Below are 26,113 nucleotides of genomic sequence, written 5' to 3'. Positions count from 1 at the left end.
TTATCGGCTTTTTTGATTTTTTACAGTGTTACGACAAGGAAGTAAAGTAGAGAAGGGGGGATGTCTAATGATACAAAAAGGAAGACAAATGTTATTGCATGAACTTTCATGGTCAAAAGAACAGTTGCACGATTTCATAAGTAGAGGGGAGATTGTATTAGAAAAAGGGATTGTTCGAAAAAGTTCCAATTATATATGCCAACGTTGCGGGAATCAAGAGAAACGTCTATTTGCATCATTTTTATGCAAAAGGTGTAATCAAGTATGTGCGTATTGCCGGAAGTGTATTATGATGGGACGAGTAAGCGAATGTACGATGCTTGTTCGAAGTGTTTGCGAAGGGAAACAAGAATGTTTTCCTCATGCCTTGCAGTGGAAAGGAGTATTGTCACCGGGGCAAAATAGGGCTGCAAAAGGGGTAGTAGAAGCAATTAAACAGAAAGAGTCCTTTTTTATTTGGGCGGTATGTGGTGCTGGAAAAACGGAGATGTTGTTTTCTGGCATAGATGAAGCGCTTAAAAACGGTAAGCGAGTTTGTATAGCGACGCCTCGAAAAGATGTTGTATTAGAATTAGCTCCACGACTACAAGAAGTGTTTCCAGATATACCATTTGCGACATTATACGGAGGCAGTAAAGAATATGAAAAAGAAGCGATGCTTATCGTAACTACAACTCATCAGTTGCTTCGCTATTATAGGGCGTTTGATGTCATGATTATAGATGAAATTGATGCTTTTCCGTATGCGATGGATCATATGTTACATGAGGCCGTAAGAAAAGCGGCGAAGGAGGATGCTTCCTATATTTATTTAACAGCAACTCCAGAAGAGAAATGGAAACAGAGTGTGCAAAATGGTAAACAAAAAGGTGTTATTATATCAGGACGTTATCATCGCCATCCATTACCGGTTCCTAAATTAAAATGGTGTGGAAATTGGAGAAAACTACTTCGACGTAAACAAATTCCTCAAGTTCTATTGGACTGGCTTCTTATATATCTACAAAAACATTATCCTATCTTTTTATTTGTTCCTCATATTTGTTATGTAGAGGAAGTAACGGCTGTGTTACAAAGATTACATCATAAAATTGCTGGTGTTCATGCAGAAGATCCAATGAGAAAAGAGAAAGTAGAGGCATTTCGTAAAGGGGATATACCACTACTCATAACTACAACTATATTGGAGAGAGGGGTAACGGTCACGAATTTACAAGTAGCTGTGCTAGGAGCAGAAGAGGATATTTTTTCTGAAAGTGCACTGGTTCAGATAGCGGGCCGCGTTGGTAGAAGTTCTCACAATCCAAAGGGGGAAGTCATTTATTTTCATTATGGAAAAACGAAAGCAATGACTGCTGCGAAAAAGCATATTCAATTTATGAATAAAAGGGCTAAACAAGAAGGGTTGATAGATTGATGCACTGTTTACTTTGTGACGATTATATTGCCGAAGAAGCGAGTTGGTATTCTTTTTTTATTCGGTCTCACGATAGATACATATGCAATCTATGTGAACGAAAACTTTCCTATATAACAGGAGAATTTTGTCATGGCTGTGGTCGTCCGTTATCTTCTCTTGATCCGGCATATAGGTACGGGGAAATTTGTAGAGATTGTATGAAATGGAAAGAGGAAAATTGCTTTCCTTTCATAAAGAATCGTTCTACATATGTGTATAATGATGGAATGAAAGAGATATTAGCACGGTTTAAGTTTCGAGGTGATGCAGAGCTTGTGAAGGTTTTTCAAATTGGCTTTGTATCGACATTTCAAAAATACTTTTCAAATGCACAATTCCTTATTCCTGTGCCCCTTAGTAAAGAACGAGAGTATGAGCGGGGCTTTAATCAGGCTGAACGATTAGCAGCCTGCTTGCCAATTCCTATTTTACCAACATCTTTAACTAGAAAAGAGACAGAGAAACAGAGCAAAAAGGGGAGAATAGAGAGGATAGCTGCTGCCAATCCTTTTTACTTTCAAGAAGAAGAGTGTTTGACAGGGCAACATCTTGTAATTATAGATGACGTATATACGACAGGTATTACGGTGAGGCAAGTCGGTGAATTACTATATCATGCAGGTGCACAAAGTGTATCCAGTTTGACGCTTTGCCGAGGATAGTAGATGTCGAAAGATACAATAAAAAGGCGACAAGTCTTCTTTGACTTGACAGGTTGTCATTCGTTATAGTCAAACTATAGGACAAATGTCCTGATTTTTAGAGTGAAGGGAATGGAACAAGCATGCAAGGAAGAGTAAAATGGTTCAATGCAGAAAAAGGATTTGGATTTATTGAACGCGAAGATGGCGATGATATTTTTGTCCATTTTTCTGCAATTCAGCAAGAGGGGTATAAAACATTAGAAGAAGGACAAAATGTGGAATTTGATATTGTAGATGGAGCACGTGGACCGCAAGCGGTGAATGTTGTGAAGTTGTAAAGGATTTTAAGAACATAGAGCTGCGATTGTGGCAACGTTTATATAATTGGAAACCCTTGCTGTGACAAGGGTTTTTTATGTTATATGGATTCTGTTAGATAGAACCGCTATCGATTGGATTTTTCCTTATGTAGAAAGTATTGTCAAAAAGTTGTTTCTTTTCTGTAACGAATTGTCCATACTTATATTCGTTATGTATAGTGTTAATAGGGTAAAATGAAAATAGAAACGATGCATCTTTTCAACAAAAAACGATAAAAATTGCAATTTCAACAACTTTTTTAAAAAAGTGAAAAGGGTTTTTTAAGCCGGTGTCGAAATAATATACATAGGCTTGAAAGGAGGAATTCATCTATGAAATTCAACATTCGTGGTGAAAATATCGAAGTAACTCCAGCATTAAAGGAATATGTAGAAAAGAAGCTGAGCAAAATAGAGCGCTATTTTGATACATTCCCAGAAGTGAAGGTCAACTTAAAAGTATACTCTGACAAGCAAAGAGTCGAAGTAACAATTCCATTTACAGACTTATTACTTCGCGCCGAAGAAACTCATAGCGATATGTACGCTGCAATTGACTTAGTAGTTGATAAAATTGAGCGTCAAATTCGTAAGCATAAAACAAAAGTAAATCGTAAGTTACGTGAAAAAGGTTCTGCTAAAACTGCCTTTATTCTTCCGGATCAGTTAGGTCAAGAAGAAGTACAGGAAGATGAATTAGAACTTGTACGTACAAAACGATTTGACTTAAAACCAATGGACGTTGAAGAGGCGATTTTACAAATGGATATGTTAGGTCATAACTTCTTCGTCTTCACAAATGCAGATACAAACGAAACAAATATCGTATATGGCCGCAAAGATGGAAAATATGGATTAATTGAAGCAAAATAACGATTCAAAAGCGTAGCTGTCAAAGGCTACGCTTTTTTTTTGAATTGTATGAAATAGAATGTGCCTATTATTTTGTAGGAAGCACTGATTTATAGAATTTTTGTTCAGTTGTTCCTGTATTATTATCGTTTTTTGTCATAGTATAAAAAATCGAGTTATTTTATATAAAGGATACATTTGGACGATTGTTGTCATAGCTATAAAACAAGTGTTACAATTATCATTAGGTTTATACATTTTGGTTTTTTAAATTAGGAGAGAAATTGGCAGAACATAAATTGCTTTTTATCACGACTGATTGATGAAATATAGAGAGCAGACAATCAGAGGTGTTATTTTAATAAAAGAGGAGCGTATTTCCTATGATCGGTATTTTAAAAAAGGTATTTGATGCAAATCAACGCCAAATTAAACGTATGCAGAAAATGGTAGATCAAATCGAGTCACTTGAACCGACTATAAAGCCATTAACTGATGAACAATTAAAGGGAAAAACAGCTGAGTTTAAAGAACGTCTGGCAAAAGGTGAGACAGTAGATGATTTATTACCAGAAGCTTTCGCTGTTGTGCGAGAAGCGGCACACCGCGTTCTGGGTATGCGCCCATACCCAGTTCAGTTAATGGGTGGTATTGCTTTACATGAAGGGAATATAGCAGAAATGAAAACTGGTGAAGGGAAAACGTTGACGTCTACCTTACCCGTATATTTAAATGCTTTAGCAGGTAAAGGCGTTCATGTTGTGACAGTCAATGAATATTTAGCACAGCGTGACGCAAGTGAAATGGGAAAACTTCATGAATTTCTTGGTCTAACAGTGGGAATTAATTTAAATAGTATGTCGCGGGAAGAGAAACAAGCTGCGTATGCTGCTGATATCACATATAGTACAAACAATGAACTTGGTTTTGACTATTTACGTGATAACATGGTGCTATATAAAGAGCAGCGCGTGCAACGTCCGCTTCATTTTGCGATTATTGATGAAGTCGATTCTATCTTAATAGATGAAGCGCGTACGCCGCTTATTATTTCTGGACAAGCACAAAAATCAACAGAATTATATATGTTTGCGAATGCATTTGTTCGTACATTAGAAAATGAAAAAGATTATACATTTGATGTAAAAACAAAAAATGTGATGTTAACAGAAGATGGAATTACAAAAGCGGAAAAAGCATTCCATATCGAAAATTTATTTGATTTAAAACATGTAGCACTTCTTCATCATATTAATCAAGCTCTTCGTGCACACGTTGTTATGCACCGTGATACGGATTATGTGGTACAAGAGGGCGAAATTGTTATCGTAGACCAATTCACTGGTCGTCTTATGAAAGGACGCCGCTACAGTGAAGGGTTACACCAAGCAATTGAAGCAAAAGAAGGCGTAGAAATTCAAAATGAAAGTATGACGCTTGCCACAATTACATTCCAAAACTACTTCCGTATGTATAAAAAGTTATCAGGTATGACTGGTACAGCGAAGACAGAAGAAGAAGAGTTCCGCAACATTTATAATATGAATGTTATTGTTATTCCAACGAATAGACCTGTTATTCGTGATGACCGTGCCGATTTAATTTTTAAAACGATGGAAGGCAAATTCAATGCGGTTGTTCAAGATATTGTGAAACGTCATAAAAATGGTCAACCAGTCCTTGTTGGTACTGTAGCAATTGAAACGTCAGAGCTTATCTCAAAAATGTTAACAAGAAAAGGTGTACGTCATAACATCTTAAATGCGAAAAACCATGCGCGTGAAGCCGATATTATTGCAGAAGCTGGTGTGAAAGGCGCTGTAACAATCGCGACCAATATGGCTGGACGGGGTACAGATATTAAGCTAGGTGAAGGAGTAAAAGAAGTTGGCGGTTTAGCCGTTATCGGGACAGAACGCCATGAGAGCCGCCGCATTGACAACCAGTTACGCGGTCGTGCTGGACGTCAAGGAGACCCTGGTGTGACGCAGTTCTACTTATCTATGGAAGATGAACTTATGCGCCGCTTCGGTTCTGATAATATGAAAACGATGATGGATCGCCTCGGAATGGATGATTCACAACCAATCGAAAGTAAGATGGTTTCTCGTGCGGTAGAATCAGCTCAAAAACGTGTAGAAGGAAACAACTATGATGCACGTAAGCAGCTTCTACAATATGATGATGTACTTCGTCAACAACGTGAAGTAATTTATAAACAACGTCAAGAAGTAATGGAATCTGAAAACTTAAGAAGCATCATCGAAGGGATGATGAAGTCTACGGTAGACCGTGCAATTGCGCTTCATACACAAGAAGAAGTGGAAGAAGATTGGAACATAAAAGGTCTTATTGACTACTTAAATACAACTCTTCTTGAAGAAGGCGACATTAAAGAAGAAGAATTACGTCGTCTTGCCCCAGAAGAGATGAGCGAACCAATTATGGCAAAAGTATTAGAGCGCTATGATGCAAAAGAAAAACTTCTGCCAGAAGAACAAATGCGTGAATTTGAAAAAGTTGTTGTGTTCCGTGTTGTAGATACGAAGTGGATGGATCATATTGATGCGATGGATCAACTTCGTGAAGGGATTCATTTACGTGCTTACGGTCAAATTGACCCACTTCGTGAATATCAAATGGAAGGCTTTGCGATGTTTGAAGCGATGATCGCTTCCATTGAAGAAGAAATCTCTCGTTACATTATGAAAGCGGAAATCGAACAAAATTTAGAGCGCCAAGAAGTGGCACAAGGAGAAGCAATTCATCCAGTAGATAGCGGTGAAGAAGCAAAGAAAAAACCAGTTGTTAAAGGTGAACAAGTTAGACGTAACGACTTATGTCCATGTGGTAGCGGTAAAAAATATAAAAACTGCTGCGGTGTTGGGAAATAAGAAAAGCGGAGGCGGCTCGTTCAGAATGGGAGGGGGATGGAACTCCTGACAAAGAGGCGCACTTTGCCTCGGAGGAAGGAGTGAAGCCACCGAGCATTCTAGCGGCCGGAGCTGGATCAAAAAAAGCGGAGGCGGCTCGTTCAGAACAAAAGAGGCCATTGGAACTCGTAAGAAAGCAGTGAAATGATCGACTGTTCTGACCACCAGAGCTGAATTAAAGAAAAGCAACTTGTATCCTGAAGCAAGCATTTCTGCGAAGAAAATGGAAAGTTTTTAGAAATATCCATATAATAAAAAGAGCGAAACTCTCTCTGGAAAAGGCGGGGAGAGTTTCCCTTGTTTTTTTATCAAGCGTAACAGTAATTGCATAGAGGTGAAGGAAATGGAATTAGTTGAAATTAGACAGGAATTAGAGAAAATGGCTAAGAGATTAGCGGCTTTTAGGGGGTCTCTTTGACCTTCCTGCAAAAGAAAAGCGCATTGCAGAATTAGAAGAAACGATGATGGAAGCTGGCTTTTGGGATGACCAACAAGGTGCTCAAACTGTTATTAATGAAGCAAATGCATTAAAAGATATGGTTGGGAAGTTCCGTCAGCTAGATGAAACATTTGAAAATTTAGAAGTAACACATGAACTGTTAAAAGAAGAGTACGATAAAGATTTACATGAGGAATTGGAATCTGAAGTGAAATCTTTAATACAAGAAATGAATGAATACGAATTGCAATTGTTATTAAGTGATCCTTATGATAAAAATAATGCCATTTTAGAATTGCACCCAGGTGCAGGTGGAACAGAGTCACAAGACTGGGGATCGATGTTATTGCGCATGTATACAAGATGGGCTGAAAAGCGCGGATTTAAAGTGGAAACAGTAGATTACTTACCAGGTGATGAAGCTGGTATTAAGAGTGTGACGCTGTTAATTAAAGGTCATAATGCATACGGTTATTTAAAAGCTGAAAAAGGTGTACATCGTCTTGTTCGTATTTCACCATTTGATTCTTCAGGTCGTCGCCATACATCATTTGTATCTTGTGAAGTTGTACCTGAATTTAATGATGAAGTTGAAATTGAAGTACGTACAGAAGATTTAAAGGTGGATACGTACCGTGCAAGTGGTGCTGGTGGACAGCACGTTAATACGACAGATTCAGCAGTTCGTATTACACATATACCGACAAATACGATTGTAACTTGTCAATCGGAACGTTCACAAATTAAAAACCGTGAGCATGCGATGAAAATGTTAAAAGCAAAATTGTACCAAAAGAAATTAGAAGAGCAACAAGCGGAATTAGATGAAATCCGTGGGGAACAAAAGGAAATTGGCTGGGGTAGCCAAATTCGTTCTTACGTATTTCACCCATATTCTCTTGTTAAAGATCATCGTACAAATACAGAGGTTGGTAACGTACAAGCGGTTATGGATGGAGAAATCGACCCATTTATTGATGCATATTTACGTTCTCGTATTTCCTAAAAAGCATACTAAAAATAGTAGCGCAGATCACCACACTATGGTCTGAACTACTATTTTTTATAGTGGAGGAAAATGAAGTGCAGTAGTGGCTAGCATACAAAACTCCGATTTCGCACGGAAAAATGTGCTCTTGCACTGTTTTTTCTTATGTGAGCCTTTCAATTGTTGATTAGAAGATGCGGCATGTAAACGGTGGATTATTTTTTAATATTAGCATGAGGTACTGCGTGATGCTTATGTATGTTTTTTGATAGAGAATTAAAAAAGGGCTCCAAAAACTCAAGTTTCACTGTCTTTTTGGATACCCCACATCGGAGAGAAAATAGAGGATAACAAGAGGCTGTGTCTGTATAGGTAGGAAAAAGGAGGAGAAGTTGAGTAGCAACTTCTTTTTTGCTGGAGTTGCTTTTAGCATACAAGGTTACATATTGTTTTGTAAAAAGCAGAAAATATAAGAATTAGGATACAAATGAAGAAAATGCATCCAAGATTTTGGATTGCTTTTTGTTTGAAAAAACTTCTTTATAAAGTTGTAGAGATGTTCACAGAATTGAAACAATTGGCAGAAGCGCTATATCTATAGGAATTGTTAAAATTATTCTATGTAGATTCGTTTTTCTTCATTTGGATTATGATTATAATGACAGATGAGTGCATAAGTGCATATGAAAGATAAATAAATATGAATAATGGGAGCGATAGAGTTGAAAAAAAAACTGTTGGCTGTTGTCTTAGGAACATCATTGGTTTTTGCCCTAGGGGCATGCGGAAAGAAGGAGGAAGAGAAATCTTCTAATCAATCTGCAAGCACTGATACTGCAGAACAAATTTTCCAAAAGAGTTGTGCAGGTTGTCATGCGAAGGATTTATCTGGAGCAACTGGACCTGATTTAAGAAAAGTAGGCGATAAATATGATGCCGCTGATATTGAAGATATTATTAAAAAGGGCCGCGGATCAATGTCACCGGGATTGATTCAAGGTGAAGATGCAAAAAAAGTAGCGGAATGGTTGGCAGAGCATAAATAAGAAATGAGTTACTGAGGAGACAATTGAGAAACCGAGCAGACTTAAACTTTCATCAGATTATTTTTTTATGTATGAAACGAGAGTTTGCTCGGGTTTTTTGTTATGCATTTGAAGGTAGTGCAATTCTTCGCTCCTGTAACATAACTGTAACAAAATTGTATCTGAATTGGAAACCGATTGATGTTACAATGTAATTTGTAGAATTTTGATGAAAGACATACATAAGGTAATGATAGTGATAAGGAATAAAGCTTTATCACTGTTATTTTGTATAGGTTTTGATGTCATAAGAATTGTGGAGTAAGAGCTATTACTCTAAGTTTTAAATAGATAAAAAGAGTGTTTCGAAAAAAATCATTAAGTATTGGGTGATAAATAATGATAAAAATGACGAATGTTTATAAGGAGTATCCGAATGGTATGAAAGCCATTTCTGGGATTACGGTTACCATTAAGCAGGGTGAATTCGTATATGTAGTTGGACCGAGTGGAGCGGGGAAATCAACATTTATTAAAATGATGTATCGTGAAGAAAAACCATCAACAGGATCTATTAATGTAAATGGTCTTGTAATTGAAAATTTAGCAGAAAGAGATGTTCCATACTTTCGCCGCCAATTAGGTATTATCTTCCAAGACTTTAAATTATTACCTAAATTAACGGTATATGAGAATGTTGCGTTTGCCTTAGAAGTAATTGAAGAAGAACCTGAGGCAATCCGTGAGCGAGTAAAAGAAGTATTAACTCTTGTAGGCCTTGAAGATCGCGCAAGTGCACTTCCAAGTGAGCTTTCTGGTGGAGAGCAGCAACGTGTGGCAATTGCAAGAGCGATTGTAAATAGACCAAAGGTTGTAATTGCCGACGAACCAACAGGTAACTTGGATATTGATACAGCGCTTGATATTATGAATATTTTTAAACGCATTAATGAGCGTGGTACAACAATTATCATGGCAACGCATAATGCAGATATCGTAAATACAATTCGCCATCGCGTAATTGCGATTGAAGACGGAAAAATTGTTCGAGATGAGATTGAGGGAGGATACGGATATGAAGGCTAAAACCCTTAGTCGACATTTACGAGAAGGTGTAAAAAATCTATCCCGTAACGGATGGATGACGTTTGCTTCTGTAAGTGCAGTAACAGTTACATTATTACTTGTAGGTGTCTTTTTAACAGCGATTATGAATATGAACCATTTTGCAACGAAAGTAGAGCAAGATGTAGAAATTCGTGTACACATTGATCCAGCAGCAAAAGAAGCTGATCAAAAGAAATTAGAAGATGATATAAGTAAGATTGCAAAAGTCGACTCTATTAAGTATTCTTCTAAAGAAGAAGAGTTAAAACGTTTAATTAAAAGCTTAGGTGATAGTGGAAAAACGTTTGAGTTATTTGAACAAGATAATCCACTTAAAAATGTATTCGTTGTAAAAGCAAAAGAACCAACAGATACAGCGACAATCGCGAAGAAGATTGAAAAAATGCAGTTTGTAAGTAATGTTCAGTACGGAAAAGGACAAGTTGAAAAATTATTTGATACTGTAAAAACAGGCCGTAACATCGGAATCGTGTTAATTGCTGGTCTTTTATTCACAGCTATGTTCTTAATCTCTAACACAATTAAAATTACAATTTATGCAAGAAGCACGGAAATTGAAATTATGAAACTTGTAGGTGCTACAAACTGGTTTATTCGTTGGCCGTTCTTGTTAGAAGGTTTATTCTTAGGTATTTTGGGTTCCATTATCCCAATTATCGTCATTTTATCTTCTTACAACTCTTTACAAGGTATGTTTAATGAGAAACTAGGCGGAACAATTTTTGAACTATTACCATATAACCCATTCGTATTCCAATTAGCAGGCTTGTTAGTGTTAATTGGTGCCTTAATCGGTATGTGGGGAAGTGTCATGTCAATTCGTCGCTTCTTAAAAGTATAAAAAGTTGCAAACATAATTCGTACAAGCTTATCATATAGTAGAAATAGATAAAAGGCATCACACAATGTGTGATGCCTTTTGCTACACCACCTGTGTGTTTTGGAAAGGGGAATTCCGCATTGAAACGTAGAGTTGCGATTATTGGAATGATTGTTACATTTTTAATCGGTGCTGGTGGAATGTTTGCGGGTATGTATCTGTTTGGTATTAACCCATCATATGTTGCACGAACAATAACAAACGATCGTGCTGGCACTACACAAGAGAACTTAGCAAAAATGAGTGAAGCGTATGCATTGATTCAGTCGAGTTATGTGGAAGACGTGAAAGATGACAAGCTTGTGGAGGGCGCGATACAAGGAATGTTATCTACTCTGAAAGATCCTTATTCCACGTATATGGACCAAAAGACGGCAAAACAGTTTAACGAAGCTCTTGATCCCGAACTAGAAGGAATTGGAGCAGAAGTGAACAAAACAGATGACAAATTAATCATTGTTTCTCCAATTAAAGGGTCACCGGCAGAGAAAGCAGGTATGAAACCGAATGATGAAATTTTGTCAGTAGATGGAAAGAGTGTAAAAGGTTTATCGCGTGAAGAGGCTGTGTTAAAGATTCGCGGTAAAAAAGGAACGACGGTTGCAATTGAAATTAAGCGTGCAGGAGTCACTGATCCAATCAAATTTGAAATTAAGCGTGATAAGATTCCGATTTTTACTGTATTTAGTTCCGTGAAGAAGGAAATGGACAAAAACATTGGGTATATGCAAATTACTTCGTTCTCTGAAAAAACAGCGGAGGAATTTAAAGATCAATTAAAAGAGCTTGAAAAGAAAGAAATTACAGGATTGATAATCGATGTACGTGGTAATCCAGGTGGCTATTTAAAGAGTGTTGAAGATATTTTAGGATTAATCATGACCGATAAAAAGCCAATGTTGCAAGTAGAACAACGCAATGGTGAGAAAAAGAAATTCTATACTTCATTAAAAGAGAGAAAACCGTATCCAATCTCGGTATTAATTGATAGTGGAAGTGCTTCTGCTTCGGAAATTTTAGCTGGTGCGTTAAAAGAAGGGGAAGGATATAATTTAGTTGGTGAAAAGACATTTGGCAAAGGAACTGTGCAACAAGCTGTTCCATTTAAAGATGGTAGTAATATTAAATTAACGATGTTTAAATGGTTAACACCGAATGGCAATTGGATTCATAAAAAAGGGATTGCCCCAACCGTAGAGGTGAAGCAACCAGATTATTATCATGCAACACCGATTCAAATTGAAAAGACACTTTCTTATAATTCAAATGATGTACAAGTAAAACATGCGCAACAAATGTTGAAAAGTCTCGGATATGTGCCAGGTCGTGAAGATGGATATTTCAGCAAAGAAACAGAATCAGCTGTTAAAGCGTTCCAAAATGCAAATCAGTTAGAAGCAACGGGAAAGCTTGATAAAAAAACAGCTGAAGCCATTCAAAATAAAATTATTGAAAAGATTCGCTCTGGTGAAAATGACTTGCAGCTACAAGCAGCATTAAAATTAATGGCGAAATAAGAAAAAACACAGGCAAAATGTGATGCCTGTGTTTTTTTATGCGTGTTAAACAAACGCTTGTTTAGTTGTGTTAATATAAAAAGAAAGAATGATATAAATGGTGGTGAATGAATTCGTGGAGGCGTGGGCTTTTGAAATTATACGAGCAGTTGGACGCTTTTTTTCGCATCCTGCTGTCTATATATTTGTAATAAGTAGTATTTTTGTTGGCTATTTACGTATATTAAGAGAACGAAAAGATTTTTCTTTTAAAGTATATGATCTTTGGTTTGAACTGCGAACATCTTTATTTGCTGGAATTGGATATGGGTTGTTTGCATCGATTATAACAATTGGGCTTGGACTTGTTGTATCAGAGGCAAGTATATGGATGATTTTGATTTGGACACTCATATTTGGATTAACGGCTTGGTATCGATATTTATCGGCAGCCTACACATTTGGAGCAGCTATTGCAGTTGTTTTATTATCTACGAATATACCAATCTCTCTGCTGAAAATAGGTTCAGGAGAAGAAGATACTATTGTATCACTTGCGATTTTACTTGGAATTATGCTCGTTATCGAGGGAAGGTTAATTTCGAAGAATGCAGTCCGATATTCTACACCGATGTTAAAAAGAAGTAAGCGCGGTTTAAAGGTTGGATTACATGAATCGAAGCGTATATGGCTCGTTCCAATCTTTATTCTTGTTCCAGGTGACGCTGTAACACAACTATTTTCATGGTGGCCTATTGTTTCAGTAGGTTCACAAACATACTCTTTATTTCTTGTTCCATTTTTAATCGGTTTTATGAGGAAAATTAGAAGTTACGAGCCGAGAGAAGCGCTGCTATTTACAGGAAGACGTGTATTTGGATTGGCTGCAATTGTGCTGGTTTTAGGCATTGCAAGTTATTGGTGGCATGTATTAGCCATTGTAGCGATGGGAGCTGCAATGCTTGGACGCTTTACAATTGCGATGCAGGAGCGAATTACCGATGAGACACGCCCCGCCTATTTTGCAACGCGTGAAGCTGGACTAGTAGTATTAGATACGATTCCAAATACTGTTGGTGCAGAACTACAGTTAAAGCCAGGAGAGATGATTACAAAAGTAAATGGTGTGATTCCAAAAACAGCCGAGGAATTTTACGCTGCTTTGCAAACGAAGACAACAGGAGCGTTTTGTAAATTGGAAGTACTTGATACAAAAGGTGAGCTTCGTCTTGCGCAAACGGCATTGTATGCAGATGGACATCATGAATTAGGGATTATATTTGTAGAACAAGATCATCAGTGGGATACAGAAGCTGTATAAAGCGAAAGACCTTCGAAATAGAAGGTCTTTTTTTATAGGCAAACGAAATAGTGATAAGAAACCAGCTAATATGTTGAACCACCTCTATTTCTTGGGAAATATGAAATATCTTGCTGAAATATAGGGAAGCTGATGCAGAGCTTCCGCATTTGTTCGTTTTGTTTCAATAGTTGATTATACAATTGTGCCTTTATCATTAGAAATGTCTCCTGGTGCATGAGCCTCTCCGATTATATAGCCCGTAAATGATGAACTGACGAAATCGAAAATGTATTGGAATTGAGCAATAAGTGGAAATGCTTTTCATGTTGGATGATCCCCTCCAACAATGACAACATACATTTGTTTCGATTTCATTTTTTCTTTGAAAGGAAGAGCGGCATCTTGAAAACTTTGAGACCAACGTTCAATAAAGTTTTTCATATGTCTGCTCATGCCATACCAGTATAGCGGTGTAGCGAAGATAATGGTATGATGTGCGAGCATTTGTTCAACGAGGCTTCGATAGTCATCATTGACTGATTGAAATCCTTTCGTATCATGACGTTGATCTGTAACGGGTTGGATATTGTAATTACGTAAATAAAGTGAAACTTTAATCAGTGGGGGCTTCATCCCCCACTGATTATGAGCCCTCACCAATCGGACTGCTCTAAAATAGCGGGATAAATTTGTGTTACCTAAATACCATCTATTATCACATGTGTAAGAGTTTCTGTATTTCTATTTGGTCGGGGACTTCCGTGTATAACGAACATAGAATCACTCCTTTTCTTTTGCTTGTTTTAGGAGTGAAACGTACCTTTTTAGATTTGTTTGAATGGTAGAGAATAAGGAAATTTGCCTTGTTACTTCAATCAGTTTCTCTTCATAAAGTGTCAGAATACTACTGCATTTCATAAAGATTTGGCTCAATTTCTAGGCAGCACAGCATTTGTGCCGTTTCGTCTAAATGTAAACCAATCTTTGGATAAGCTCTACCTTCTCGATAGCGTTCTCATCAAAATTACGATATCCATTGGAGAGGCGTTTTGAAGGCAGCATTCCTTTTTCTTCGTAGATATCGTAATGATCGTTCACTTATACTAGTTTGTTTGTAAAAGACTGTACATGGTCTAGAAAGACTTGAATAGCTTTGGAAGGAGTAAAATATTTACCGCGAACAATCGAGAAGGGACGAATAAGCTTCTCATTGGGGAGGGCAATATGGAAAAATTCTTTTGCTTCTAATTCTTTTCGAATTGTCCAGTTAGAAAGGATTGCAATGCCTAGGCCTGCACTAACCGCTTCTTTCACACTTTGAATACTACTAAATGTAAAGAATCGTTTCATCTTTAAATGATGCTGATGAATAAAGCGCTCACTATAAGCCCGTGTTCCAGATCCACTTTCTCGTAAAATCCAAACTTGATCTTGTAATGTCTGCTCATTTATTTCATTTATATAAAGCAATGGATGATTTGGTGGAACGATGAGCTTCATTTCATCTTGCATAAAGGGTTCTACGTCTATGTCGGCATATACAACTTGTCCTTCTACTAAACCAATATCAATTTGATTCGAGCGAAGGCTTTGCAGCACTTCTTCTGTATTGGAAATGAACGTATGCACTTCGACGTAAGGATTTTCCTTAGCATAGGGTGCTAATATTTTAGGGAGTAAGTATTCGCCAATTGTAAAACTAGCACCAATGCGGAGTGTCCCTGTTACAACGTTATGTAGGTCGTTAATTTCCTGCTTTGCTTCGTCATAAAGAGAGAGTATCTGCTTTGCATAGGTATATAAAATATTGCCAGCTTCTGTGACTTGGACATGTTTTGGAGAACGGTGAATCAGTATCGTGCCAAATTCATTTTCTAAATTACGAATATGCATGCTAACCCCTGGTTGAGAAAGGTTGAGCAGGTCCGCAGCATGAGAAAAATGCTGTTGTTCTACGACCGTAACGAATATTTTTAAAATGTCGACATTCATGATATGCCTCCCTTTATATTTTTTATTATGAAACTCTTTTTATTTTATCATAAGTTTTTTTTATGATTGGGATTATATATTGGTATTAAACTTATTATTAAAGTTTTTCTATAATGGAAATAGATAGAACATGCATGTTCCAATATGATTATTGGAGTGGTACGAAGTGGAAGAAACAGTTGTTATACAAAAGAGAAAGCGTTTTGGTTTTTCGAAAGGAATTGGGATTACGCTATTTATTGCGATTGCTGCGAAATATTTAGCCAATTTTCCGCTTTTCAATATTATGGGGCAATTAGTGATTGCTATTTTAATTGGGATGATTTGGAGAGCGAAAATGGGTCTGCCTTCCGAAGCGATTGCAGGTACGAAGTTTGCGAGTAAGAAGTTGCTTCGCTTCGGCATTATTTTGCTCGGGATGCGTTTAAATTTAATTGATATTGCGAAGGCGGGGCCAAAGGTGTTAGTGATAGCTGTAATTATTATTACCTTTACGATCTTTGTGGTATATGGGTTAACGAGGATATTCCAAGTAGATAAGAAAATAGGAATCTTAACGGCGTGCGGTACGGCGATTTGTGGCGCGGCAGCAGTCGTGGCTATTGCACCGCAAGTGAAAGCGAAGGACGATGAAATAGCAGTTGGCGCGGCAATCATTGCAATTTTAGGCACAATATTTACACTCGTGTATACTTTATTATATCCAGTGATTCCTTTCTCCCCATACGGTTATGGTGTCTTTTCTGGAGCGACGCTACATGAAATTGCACACGTCATCGCTGCGGCCGCGCCAGGAGGAAGTACATCTGTTGATATTGCAGTGATTGTAAAACTAACGCGCGTTGCTATGCTTGTACCGGTAGCCATTTTAATTGGCCTATGTTTCGGAAAGAGCGAGAGCGGAAAGCCAAAAAGGTCGTGGCGTGATCTTCCAATTCCATGGTTCATTTTTGGATTTTTAGCGATGAGCGCGGTGCATTCACTTGGAGTGGTTTCAGAGCTTGTGGCGAGTTACATTGTCGTTATTGCCTATATGCTAATTGCAATGGCGATGGCAGGGCTTGGATTAAATGTAGAATTTCAAGCGTTCCGTAAATTAGGAAGCAAAGCATTTATAGCAGGGATGATTGGCTCCGTTTGCCTTTCTATTCTTGGGTATATTTTGGTTTATGTGATATAGAGAAAGGGGCGGCATAAGTTATATGCCCCTTTTTTATGTTTTGAAAAAATTCCCTTTATTTATTTTTAGAAAATATTTATAATCTATGTAAAGATATCTTTACTTTTAAAGGTGGAGCCGATGGGTGTAAAAAATCGAATTAAAGAATTAAGAAAAGAAAATCATATTACGCAAGTAGAAATGGCAAGGGCACTGCAAGTGACTAGGCAAACGATTGTAGCGGTTGAAAATCATCATTATAACCCAAGTCTAGAGCTATCGCTGAAGATTGCGAGATATTTTGGGATGAAGGTGGAAGAGATATTTACGTTAAAGTAAGGGAGTGAAACAAAATGAGAATGCAAGATGAATATGAGAGACATCAATCGGATAAAGCATTTAAATATTTAGGACTATTTTATGCGCTAAGTTTAGCGGTATGGGGACTATACAATTTAATCGTTTCTGGAAGTGCTGGTATGCCGTTTGTTCTTTTGGTGATTGGGCAGTTTATATATTTTTTAGTGAATTACTGGCCGAAATGGAAGTTTAGAAAGTTAGACGAGTAAAAGAGGACATACATAATGAAAAGACGGGTTGATGAATATGAGTGGTAGCTATGTTTGCATTATCATTGTTGCTGTTGAATTATCTTATTATTTGCTGTGTGGGCGTATCATAAAAAAGCTGGTTGCATGAGACATGTAACCAGCTTTTTGATAGGTGGGAGGTGCTGTTTTCTTGTCGTGATTTGTCGACTCGTCGATATTCTTTGTCGAAACGCCGATATAATTCATTTTGCGCCGATAAAAGCGGTTCAAACGCCAATATAATTTCATTTACCGCTAAAAGTACTACTGAAATGTTGAATTTTATGTACCAGCCATCGTCCACCCCATTTACCATCTCGCTTGACCTATGTTATTTTTTTACAAAAGTCCTTGAAAGTTACGTTACGTCATCTTTTACAATGAAAATGAAAGGGGGATGAGGATGATTTCGATTCAGGAACTGACCAAGGAGACCGGAGTTACGGTGAGAACACTTCGTTATTACGATCAAATCGGTTTATTAAAGCCAAGTGGCAAAACAGATGGAGGTCATCGGTTATATAGTGAAGTGGATGTTATTCGGTTGCAGCAAATTTTATTTTTAAAGGAAATGGGTTTCTCGTTAAAAGAGATTATGAATATGTTAGTAACAGATCTATATAGCTTAAAGGAGTCGCTAGAAAGGCAGCTGAAATTTGTTCAAGGGGAGCAACAGAAATTTGAACGAATGGAGAAAATGCTACAAGCTGTCATATATTCTACGGAGTTAGAAGGGGAAGTAAATTGGAACGTCATGTTTGAACTTATTCAACTTTCAAAGCAGTCCCCGCGTATACGTGAAAGATTTCAACAACAGGTATTTTCAGAGGAAGAAAAAAAGCTTCTGGAGAAATTACCAAATATGAGTGAAGACAATGAAAGTGTTCAGGAATGGATAAAATTATTGAAACAGTTACGTGGATATATGGAAGAAGGGAAGAAGCCGTCCCATGATGATGTGCAGGAAGCTACGAATCAATTAATGGTGAAATGTTTGGCGATGGCGGATGGAGATGAAGCCTTTTTAGATAAATTATGGGAAGTGCGGAAATCAAAAGAGGGCTCACAAAACATGAACATGTATCCAATGGAGGAGGAGTTTTTCGCATATATGGATGAAGCTTTTCGTATATACGATAAAAGGGAGCGAGGAAAATGAGTATACTGACAGAATATAGGTGGTACTTTTTAATTGGTGCGGAAATTGTATTTTGGATATCAGCGGTTGGATTTTTTATTTTGCGGTATGGGTTTCGGCTTCGAAAAGCAAGTTTTATCGCAGGGATTGTATTACTTTTAAACGAATTATTTATACTCGCGCTAGGCGTTCTTGACTACTATCAAACAGGTAAGTTTTCAAACTTTCAACTCATCACCATGATCATACTAATCTATGCGCTTTTATATGGAAAAAAGGATTTGCGAAAATTAGATATATGGGTACAAAAACGTATTGCAAAATGGCGAAATGAGCCGGTGCCTTATATTGAAGAGCCATCAGAATTGACTGGATGGGCTTATACAAAACAAGAACTAGGGCAGTGGGTGTTGCATTTTATTTTATTTATTACGGTTCATATTATCTTTTTCTTTGTGTATGGGCTTGTCCCATTGGAAGAATGGAAGAATTGGTTGGACGACGGGATTGTTTTAAATAAATCGGCAAGTCGTTTCAGCCAAGTGTGGGGAGTTGTTTTTTTTATTGATACGGTTATTACTTTTTCATATGTGATTTTTCCGAAGAAAGAGAAGGGGAAAAGAAAGTTGCTTTCTTAATAATGAAAGCAGCTTTTTTCATTTTTCATTATATATTGTCGAAAACTTTACCGAATATTTGTTCGTTTTCTTGGTTTTTTTATGGGCATTCGTGGTAAAATGGGAATACAGATTTTTTAGAGGAGGTCGGATTTGGTGGAACGTGAATTTGAAATTGTCTCAGAATACTCCCCGCAGGGTGATCAGCCGAAAGCAATCGAGCAGCTTGTCAAGGGAATTCAAAACGGTAAGAGACATCAAGTGTTGCTTGGAGCGACAGGAACGGGTAAAACATTTACAATTTCGAATGTAATTAAAGAAGTGAAAAAGCCGACACTTGTTATGGCTCATAATAAAACGTTAGCAGGACAACTGTATAGCGAGCTAAAAGATTTCTTTCCAAACAATGCAGTTGAGTATTTCGTTAGTTATTATGATTATTATCAACCGGAAGCATATGTACCACAAACCGATACGTTTATTGAAAAAGATGCACAAATTAATGATGAAATTGATAAGCTGCGCCACTCGGCAACGTCGGCTTTATTTGAGCGTGATGATGTCATTATTGTCGCAAGTGTATCTTGCATTTATGGTTTAGGTTCTCCAGAAGAGTATCGTGAGCTTGTCGTTTCACTGCGCGTTGGCATGGAGAAAGATCGCAACCAGTTGCTGCGCGAGCTCGTTGATGTACAGTATGGACGCAATGATATTGATTTTCAGCGCGGAACGTTTCGCGTTCGTGGCGATGTCGTAGAGATTTTCCCAGCATCTCTTGATGAACATTGCATCAGAATCGAGTTTTTTGGAGATGAAATTGATCGCATTCGAGAAGTGGATGCATTAACAGGTGAAGTATTGGCAGAACGTGAACATGTAGCGATCTTTCCAGCATCTCACTTCGTTACACGTGAAGAGAAGATGAAAGTCGCGATTGAAAATATTGAAAAAGAATTAGAAGAACGTTTAAAAGAATTAAATGAGCAAGGGAAACTATTAGAAGCGCAGCGCATCGAGCAGCGGACGCGTTATGATTTAGAAATGATGCGTGAGATGGGATTTTGCTCAGGGATTGAAAACTACTCTCGTCATTTAACACTCCGTCCTGCTGGTTCAACGCCATATACATTATTAGATTATTTTCCTAAGGACTTTCTAATCGTAATGGATGAATCTCATGTAACGGTTCCACAAGTAAGAGCGATGTATAATGGCGACCAGGCGCGTAAGCAAGTGCTTGTTGACCATGGGTTCCGCTTACCTTCAGCTTTAGATAATAGACCGCTTAAGTTTGAAGAGTTTGAAGAGAAAGCAAATCAAATTATATATGTTTCGGCAACGCCAGGTCCATATGAATTAGAGCATGCACCAGAAGTTGTAGAGCAAATTATTCGTCCAACTGGGCTCTTAGATCCGAAAATTGAAGTAAGACCAATTGAAGGACAGATTGATGACTTATTAGGAGAAATACAAGAGCGAATTGCGAAAAATGAGCGCGTTTTAATTACGACATTAACGAAGAAAATGTCAGAGGATTTAACAGATTACTTAAAGGATGTTGGGATTAAGGTAAATTATCTTCATTCTGAAATTAAAACGCTTGAGCGAATTGAAATCATTCGTGATCTTCGTCTTGGCAAGTTCGACGTACTTGTTGGAATTAACTTATTGCGAGAAGGTCTTGATATTCCAGAAGTATCACTTGTTGCGATTTTAGATGCGGATAAAGAAGGATTTTTGCGCTCAGAGCGATCACTCATTCAAACGATTGGCCGTGCTGCGCGTAATGAGAACGGTCACGTTATTATGTATGCAGATCATATAACAAAATCGATGCAAATCGCCATTGATGAAACGAAACGTCGTCGTGAAAAACAAGAGGCTTACAATAAAGAGCATGGCATCACACCAAAAACAATTCAAAAAGAAGTGCGCGATGTGATTCGTGCGACAGTAGCGGCGGAAGAAACAGAAGTATATGAAGCAACGGCAATGAAGAAAATGACAAAGAAAGAACGAGAAAAAACGATTGCGAAGATGGAAGCAGAAATGAAGGAAGCAGCAAAAGCTTTAGATTTCGAGCGTGCGGCTGAGCTAAGAGATTTAATACTAGAACTAAAAGCGGAAGGGTGAAGAGAGTGAGCAAAGACCATATCGTTGTAAAAGGTGCGAGAGCACATAACTTAAAAAATATTGATGTAACCATTCCGAGAAATCAACTTGTTGTTGTGACGGGACTATCTGGTTCAGGGAAATCATCATTGGCATTCGATACGATTTATGCGGAAGGGCAACGTAGATATGTGGAATCATTATCTGCGTATGCGCGTCAGTTTTTAGGACAAATGGATAAGCCTGATGTCGATACGATTGAAGGCTTATCTCCAGCGATTTCAATCGATCAGAAAACAACGAGCCGTAACCCGCGTTCAACAGTTGGAACAGTAACGGAAATTTATGATTACTTACGCTTATTATTTGCTCGTATTGGGACACCAATCTGCCCAAAGCATGGGATTGAAATTACTTCCCAAACAGTAGAGCAAATGGTCGACCGTGTTCTTGAATATCCAGAGCGTACAAAATTACAAGTATTAGCGCCGATTGTATCTGGGCGTAAAGGCGCTCATGTGAAAGTGTTAGAAGATATTAAGAAACAAGGGTATGTACGTGTTCGGGTGGATGGAGAAATGCTAGATGTATCTGATGAAATTACACTAGATAAAAATAAGAAACATTCCATTGAAGTTGTTATCGATCGTATCGTTGTAAAAGATGGAATTGCAAGTCGTCTTGCTGATTCGCTTGAAAGTGCACTGAAACTAGGCGGGGGACGTGTGTTAATCGATGTAATTGGCGAAGAAGAACTGTTGTTTAGTGAACATCATGCATGTCCGCATTGCGGTTTCTCAATTGGTGAGTTAGAGCCGCGCATGTTCTCATTTAATAGTCCATTTGGTGCATGTCCAACTTGCGATGGACTTGGTTCAAGATTAGAAGTAGATTTAGAGCTTGTAATTCCAAATTGGGATTTATCTTTAAATGAGCATGCCATTGCTCCGTGGGAACCGACAAGCTCACAATATTATCCGCAATTATTACAATCTGTATGCAAGCATTACGGTATCGATATGGACATGCCAGTAAAGGATATTCCAAAAGAGTTGTTTGATAAAGTGTTGTATGGAAGTGGAGAAGAGAAGGTTCATTTCCGTTATGTCAATGACTTTGGGCAAGTGAAAGAAAGTGAAATTGTATTTGAAGGAGTCATTCCAAATATTGAACGTCGCTTTCGGGAAACGAGTTCTGATTATATTCGGGAACAAATGGAAAAATATATGGCGGAGCAAGCGTGTCCAAAATGTAAAGGCGGCCGTTTAAAACCGGAAAGTTTAGCTGTATTCATAGCCGGGAAAACAATTGCTGATGTAACGAAGTACTCTGTGCAAGAAGCATATGGCTTCTTTTCAAAGATTGAACTGACAGAAAAACAAGCGAAAATTGCTTACCAGATTTTACGTGAAATTAAAGAGCGGCTCACTTTCTTAAATAATGTCGGGCTTGATTATTTAACGTTAAGTCGTGCGGCAGGGACGCTGTCAGGTGGTGAAGCGCAGCGCATTCGTCTCGCTACACAAATCGGCTCTCGTCTTACTGGTGTCCTTTATATTCTAGATGAACCGTCCATTGGTTTACATCAGCGTGATAATGACCGCCTTATTCATACATTGCAAGACATGCGTGATTTAGGAAATACGCTTATTGTTGTGGAGCACGATGAAGATACAATGATGGCGGCGGACTATTTGATTGATATTGGTCCTGGCGCGGGCATTCATGGGGGACAAGTTGTATCAGCTGGTTCGCCAGAAGAAGTAATGAATGACGAGAATTCATTAACTGGTCAATATTTAAGTGGGGAAAAATTCATTCCTGTTCCGCTTGAAAGAAGAAAAGGTGACGGACGTAAAATTGAGATTATTGGTGCGAAAGAAAATAATTTAAAGAATGCAAGAATGTCATTCCCACTCGGCACTTTTGTTGCAGTAACTGGTGTATCTGGTTCAGGTAAAAGTACGATGGTTAATGAAGTATTGTATAAGTCTTTAGCACAGAAACTATATAAAGCAAAAAGTAAACCAGGGGCTCATAAACAAATTAAAGGTCTTGAACATTTAGATAAAGTAATTGATATTGATCAATCGCCAATCGGACGGACACCTCGTTCCAATCCGGCAACATATACAGGTGTGTTTGATGATATTCGGGATGTGTTTGCACAAACGAATGAGGCGAAAGTACGCGGCTATCAAAAAGGGCGCTTTAGCTTTAACGTAAAAGGAGGACGCTGTGAAGCTTGCCGCGGTGATGGGATTATCAAAATTGAAATGCACTTCTTGCCAGATGTATATGTTCCGTGTGAAGTGTGCCATGGCAAACGCTATAACCGCGAAACGTTAGAGGTAAAATACAAAGATAAGAACATTTCAGAAGTATTAGAGATGACTATTGAAGACGGAGTGGAATTCTTTGCGAATATCCCGAAAATTAAACGGAAATTACAGACACTTGTAGATGTTGGGCTCGGATATATGAAGCTCGGACAGCCAGCTACGACGTTATCAGGCGGTGAAGCGCAGCGTGTAAAACTAGCATCTGAATTGCATCGTCGTTCTACGGGACGTACATTATATATTTTAGATGAACCGACAACGGGCTTACATGTGCATGATATTGCGCGCCTTCTTGAAGTGTTGCAGCGCCTTGTTGAAAACGGAGAAACGGTACTTGTGATTGAACATAACCTAGATGTGATTAAGACAGCAGATTACATTGTTGACCTTGGTCCAGAGGGTGGAGATAAAGGTGGACAAATCGTTGCTTCGGGAACGCCAGAACAAGTCGTAAAAGAAGAGTGTTCGTATACAGGCAAGTATTTAAAAGAGGTTTTAGAGCGTGATACAGCTCGTATGAAAGAGAAAATAAAAGAAGTGGAGGTAGGGAGCTAAGCCGATTGGCTAGCTCTTTACTTTGTTTTTGAGGATTATAGGATGGAATTTATAGATAGATTGAAACATAAAAAAATAAAGGGAAGAGAAATTTTGAAGTGGGGCCCGTACTTCAGAAAGCGATGGGCAGGTCACTTTGCGAGTCATTTAAGTGAAGAAGAAAAAGAAGAGATAGGGCTATATAGTAATCATGATACATGTGGCTACTTATGGTATATGTTTAGTTATAAGAAGAAGCGGTATTTAGAAGGAGAACAAGCAGAGCAAGCATTTCATGGTGAAAGAAAAAATAGTTGTTATATTTTCTATCAACATTGCAATGATGTACTCATAATAAAAGATGCAAATGCACTACATGCTCATGATCTGTTACGAGAAACAGATGATTTGTTCAAAGGAGATATATATGTTGTAGATGATGATTTTACGTGGACGTATGTGAAAACTCATGAAGCAAGATGGCATGGCCCATATTTTACTCGTAATCATTGGTGAGAAGAGAGGTGGGGATACAAGAGAGAAGGATAGAATAAGTTGTTATAGAAGTTTTCTTTTTGGGATTCGCACTTGGCGTTTATAGTCTATTAGCGTATGATTAAATATATATATAATAAAAGGATGTGTAAGAAAATGAGATGGATTCTATCACTTCTTGTAAATAGCGTAGTATTAATTGTTGTATCCGGACTTTTAAAAGGAATCGCACCAGACGCATTTTACATAGAAAACATTCAAACAGCCATTATTGCAAGTATTATTTTGGCGATTTTAAATGTAGTTGTAAAACCATTTTTAATTTTGATTACATTACCAATTACGGTACTCACATTTGGTTTTTTCCTTATTATCATCAATGCCATTACTTTAAAAATAACAGATTCGTTATTAGGCGATGCTTTTAACATATCAGGATTTGGCGTGGCCATTATTGCAGCCATTTGTATTTCTATTCTTAATATGTTAATTGATAAAGTGATTGTGGAGCCGTTATCTGAAAAGAAATAGAAAAGTGACAAATAGAAAAACATTTCATCAGTGCTATGAAATGTTTTTTTTCTATTTGCTAGAAACCGTATTTCTTGTTTTCAGAAAAAAGTGGTACAATATCCGTTAGAATGGAATTGTACATCAAATGAGAATGAGCCCGCAGCGGAGTGGAGGTTTATGTATGCCTAAAGTAAGGACAAAGGATTTAATTGAACAATTTCAATTGGAACTCGTAAGTGGTGAAGAAGGAATTCATCGTCCGATTGATACAAGTGATTTATCGCGACCTGGAATTGAAATGGCAGGCTTTTTTACTTATTATCCAGCAGATCGTGTTCAGCTTCTTGGAAAAACAGAGCTTACTTTCTTTGATACGTTAACAAATGATCAAAAACAAGAAAGAATGAAGGCGCTTTGTACAGAGGAAACACCTTGTATTATCGTTACGCGTAATCAAGATGTACCTAAGGAATTATTACAAGCATCACGTGAATCAGGTGTGCCATTGTTACGTTCTTCCCAAACGACAACGAGATTATCAAGTCGTTTAACGAACTACTTAGAAGGAAAGTTGGCACCAACAACAGCTGTTCACGGTGTATTAGTAGACGTTTACGGTGTTGGAGTTTTAATTATAGGTCAAAGTGGCGTTGGGAAAAGCGAAACGGCTCTTGAACTTGTCAAGCGTGGTCATCGTCTAGTAGCTGACGATAGTGTAGAAATCCGTCAAGAAGATGAAGATACATTAGTAGGAAGCTCTCCAGATTTAATAGAACATTTATTAGAAATTCGTGGTTTAGGTATCATTAACGTTATGACGTTATTTGGTGCAGGTGCTGTCCGAAATTATAAGCGTATTACGCTTGTTATTAATCTTGAGATTTGGGATCAAAATAAAAACTACGATCGCCTAGGTCTTGATGAAGAAAAAATGAAGATTATCGATACAGAACTTACGAAGATTACACTTCCAGTTCGCCCAGGCCGAAACTTAGCGGTCATTATCGAGGTAGCGGCGATGAACTTCAGATTAAAACGTATGGGAGTTAATGCAGCTCAGCAATTTTCAGAACGGTTAATGAGTGCGATTGAATTAGGGAATCAGGAGTAGGCAC

22 protein-coding genes and 2 pseudogenes are annotated in these 26,113 nt (G+C 37.8%); 21 read left to right on the top strand and 3 right to left on the bottom strand.

The annotated features are described in order from the left end of the window. Positions 1–70 precede the first annotated feature (70 nt). The 11 genes from MR059_RS15370 (at position 71) to MR059_RS15320 (ending at position 13,524) form a co-directional block, all read left to right on the top strand. Positions 71–1,417 carry an ATP-dependent helicase ComFA gene (locus MR059_RS15370; protein ID WP_109090172.1) on the top strand — a complete coding sequence of 449 codons (1,347 nt, stop codon included), beginning with the start codon at positions 71–73 and terminating at the stop codon, positions 1,415–1,417. Beyond that, positions 1,417–2,121 carry a ComF family protein gene (locus MR059_RS15365; protein WP_012096180.1) on the top strand — a complete coding sequence of 235 codons (705 nt, stop codon included), beginning with the start codon at positions 1,417–1,419 and terminating at the stop codon, positions 2,119–2,121. Before MR059_RS15370 ends, MR059_RS15365 begins: the two co-directional genes overlap by 1 nt. 122 nt (positions 2,122–2,243) lie before the next feature. Then, entirely contained in the window at positions 2,244–2,441 is a 198-nt protein-coding gene (locus MR059_RS15360; RefSeq protein WP_012096179.1) for a cold shock domain-containing protein, read from the top strand. 354 nt (positions 2,442–2,795) lie between these two features. Continuing rightward, complete coding sequence (gene hpf, locus MR059_RS15355) at positions 2,796–3,335, top strand: ribosome hibernation-promoting factor, HPF/YfiA family (RefSeq protein ID WP_012096178.1); 540 nt, start codon at positions 2,796–2,798, stop codon at positions 3,333–3,335. A 362-nt stretch (positions 3,336–3,697) separates the two neighbouring features. Next, on the top strand, positions 3,698–6,208 hold the full coding sequence (gene secA / locus MR059_RS15350) for a preprotein translocase subunit SecA (RefSeq protein ID WP_012096177.1): 2,511 nt from the start codon (positions 3,698–3,700) through the stop codon (positions 6,206–6,208). Positions 6,209–6,590: 382 nt separating this feature from the next. After that, positions 6,591–7,692 (top strand): peptide chain release factor 2 gene (prfB, locus tag MR059_RS15345; RefSeq protein ID WP_109090158.1). Its coding sequence is split into 2 segments (ribosomal slippage): positions 6,591–6,662 and positions 6,664–7,692, totalling 1,101 coding nucleotides; the frame shifts between segments, so codons are not numbered across the junction. 704 nt (positions 7,693–8,396) lie between these two features. Beyond that, on the top strand, positions 8,397–8,720 hold the full coding sequence (cccB, locus tag MR059_RS15340; protein ID WP_041810127.1) for a cytochrome c551: 324 nt from the start codon (positions 8,397–8,399) through the stop codon (positions 8,718–8,720). Positions 8,721–9,098: 378 nt separating this feature from the next. Continuing rightward, positions 9,099–9,785, top strand: a complete 687-nt coding sequence (gene ftsE, locus MR059_RS15335) for a cell division ATP-binding protein FtsE (RefSeq protein ID WP_012096174.1) — start codon at positions 9,099–9,101, stop codon at positions 9,783–9,785. Next, positions 9,775–10,668, top strand: coding sequence for a permease-like cell division protein FtsX (ftsX, locus tag MR059_RS15330; RefSeq protein ID WP_012096173.1), 894 nt, complete (start codon positions 9,775–9,777; stop codon positions 10,666–10,668). Before ftsE ends, ftsX begins: the two co-directional genes overlap by 11 nt. Before the next feature lie 119 nt (positions 10,669–10,787). Then, a complete protein-coding gene (locus tag MR059_RS15325) occupies positions 10,788–12,224 on the top strand; it encodes a S41 family peptidase (protein ID WP_012096172.1) in 1,437 nt (478 codons plus the stop codon). A 97-nt stretch (positions 12,225–12,321) separates the two neighbouring features. Next, positions 12,322–13,524: a PDZ domain-containing protein gene (locus tag MR059_RS15320; RefSeq protein WP_041810123.1), complete on the top strand. Its 1,203-nt coding sequence runs from the start codon at positions 12,322–12,324 to the stop codon at positions 13,522–13,524. Positions 13,525–13,673: 149 nt separating this feature from the next. On the opposite strand, the pseudogene MR059_RS15315 reads toward MR059_RS15320, so the two are convergent. The 3 genes and pseudogenes from MR059_RS15315 to MR059_RS15305 all read right to left on the bottom strand — a co-directional run. Continuing rightward, positions 13,674–14,282 (bottom strand): annotated as a pseudogene (locus tag MR059_RS15315) (flavodoxin family protein); the annotation flags it as partial. Between the two features lie 4 nt (positions 14,283–14,286). After that, positions 14,287–14,677 (bottom strand): annotated as a pseudogene (locus tag MR059_RS15310) (MerR family transcriptional regulator). After that, positions 14,605–15,498 (bottom strand): LysR family transcriptional regulator, encoded by an 894-nt coding sequence (locus MR059_RS15305; protein ID WP_012096170.1) that lies wholly within the window; start codon positions 15,496–15,498, stop codon positions 14,605–14,607. Before MR059_RS15305 ends, MR059_RS15310 begins: the two are co-directional and overlap by 73 nt. 166 nt (positions 15,499–15,664) lie before the next feature. On the opposite strand from MR059_RS15305, the gene MR059_RS15300 reads away from it, so the two are divergent. The 10 genes from MR059_RS15300 to hprK all read left to right on the top strand — a co-directional run bounded on the left by MR059_RS15300 (position 15,665) and on the right by hprK (position 26,109). Then, positions 15,665–16,678, top strand: coding sequence for a YeiH family protein (locus MR059_RS15300; protein ID WP_012096169.1), 1,014 nt, complete (start codon positions 15,665–15,667; stop codon positions 16,676–16,678). A 120-nt stretch (positions 16,679–16,798) separates the two neighbouring features. Further along, positions 16,799–16,996: a helix-turn-helix transcriptional regulator gene (locus MR059_RS15295; protein WP_012096168.1), complete on the top strand. Its 198-nt coding sequence runs from the start codon at positions 16,799–16,801 to the stop codon at positions 16,994–16,996. A gap of 20 nt (positions 16,997–17,016) precedes the next feature. Beyond that, complete coding sequence (locus MR059_RS15290; protein ID WP_041810609.1) at positions 17,017–17,226, top strand: hypothetical protein; 210 nt, start codon at positions 17,017–17,019, stop codon at positions 17,224–17,226. A gap of 418 nt (positions 17,227–17,644) precedes the next feature. Beyond that, entirely contained in the window at positions 17,645–18,406 is a 762-nt protein-coding gene (locus MR059_RS15285) for a MerR family transcriptional regulator (protein ID WP_087099345.1), read from the top strand. Continuing rightward, positions 18,403–19,023, top strand: coding sequence for a hypothetical protein (locus MR059_RS15280; RefSeq protein ID WP_012096165.1), 621 nt, complete (start codon positions 18,403–18,405; stop codon positions 19,021–19,023). The genes MR059_RS15285 and MR059_RS15280 overlap by 4 nt, the downstream gene beginning before the upstream one ends. Positions 19,024–19,158: 135 nt before the next feature. Then, complete coding sequence (gene uvrB, locus MR059_RS15275; RefSeq protein WP_012096164.1) at positions 19,159–21,135, top strand: excinuclease ABC subunit UvrB; 1,977 nt, start codon at positions 19,159–19,161, stop codon at positions 21,133–21,135. 5 nt (positions 21,136–21,140) lie between these two features. Then, the gene (gene uvrA, locus MR059_RS15270) at positions 21,141–24,011 is read left to right on the top strand and encodes an excinuclease ABC subunit UvrA (RefSeq protein ID WP_012096163.1); all 2,871 of its coding nucleotides are present in this window, start codon (positions 21,141–21,143) and stop codon (positions 24,009–24,011) included. A gap of 42 nt (positions 24,012–24,053) precedes the next feature. Next, positions 24,054–24,506: a DUF4275 family protein gene (locus tag MR059_RS15265; RefSeq protein WP_087099343.1), complete on the top strand. Its 453-nt coding sequence runs from the start codon at positions 24,054–24,056 to the stop codon at positions 24,504–24,506. 135 nt (positions 24,507–24,641) lie between these two features. After that, positions 24,642–25,016, top strand: coding sequence for a phage holin family protein (locus MR059_RS15260; protein ID WP_012096161.1), 375 nt, complete (start codon positions 24,642–24,644; stop codon positions 25,014–25,016). A 163-nt stretch (positions 25,017–25,179) separates the two neighbouring features. Further along, positions 25,180–26,109: an HPr(Ser) kinase/phosphatase gene (hprK, locus tag MR059_RS15255; protein WP_012096160.1), complete on the top strand. Its 930-nt coding sequence runs from the start codon at positions 25,180–25,182 to the stop codon at positions 26,107–26,109. Positions 26,110–26,113 lie beyond the last annotated feature (4 nt).

The organism is Bacillus cereus group sp. BfR-BA-01522, assembly GCF_022662635.1.
In the GTDB taxonomy this organism is placed as follows: Bacteria; Bacillota; Bacilli; order Bacillales; family Bacillaceae_G; genus Bacillus_A; species Bacillus_A cytotoxicus.
This window is presented reverse-complemented; position numbering and strand designations above follow the sequence as displayed.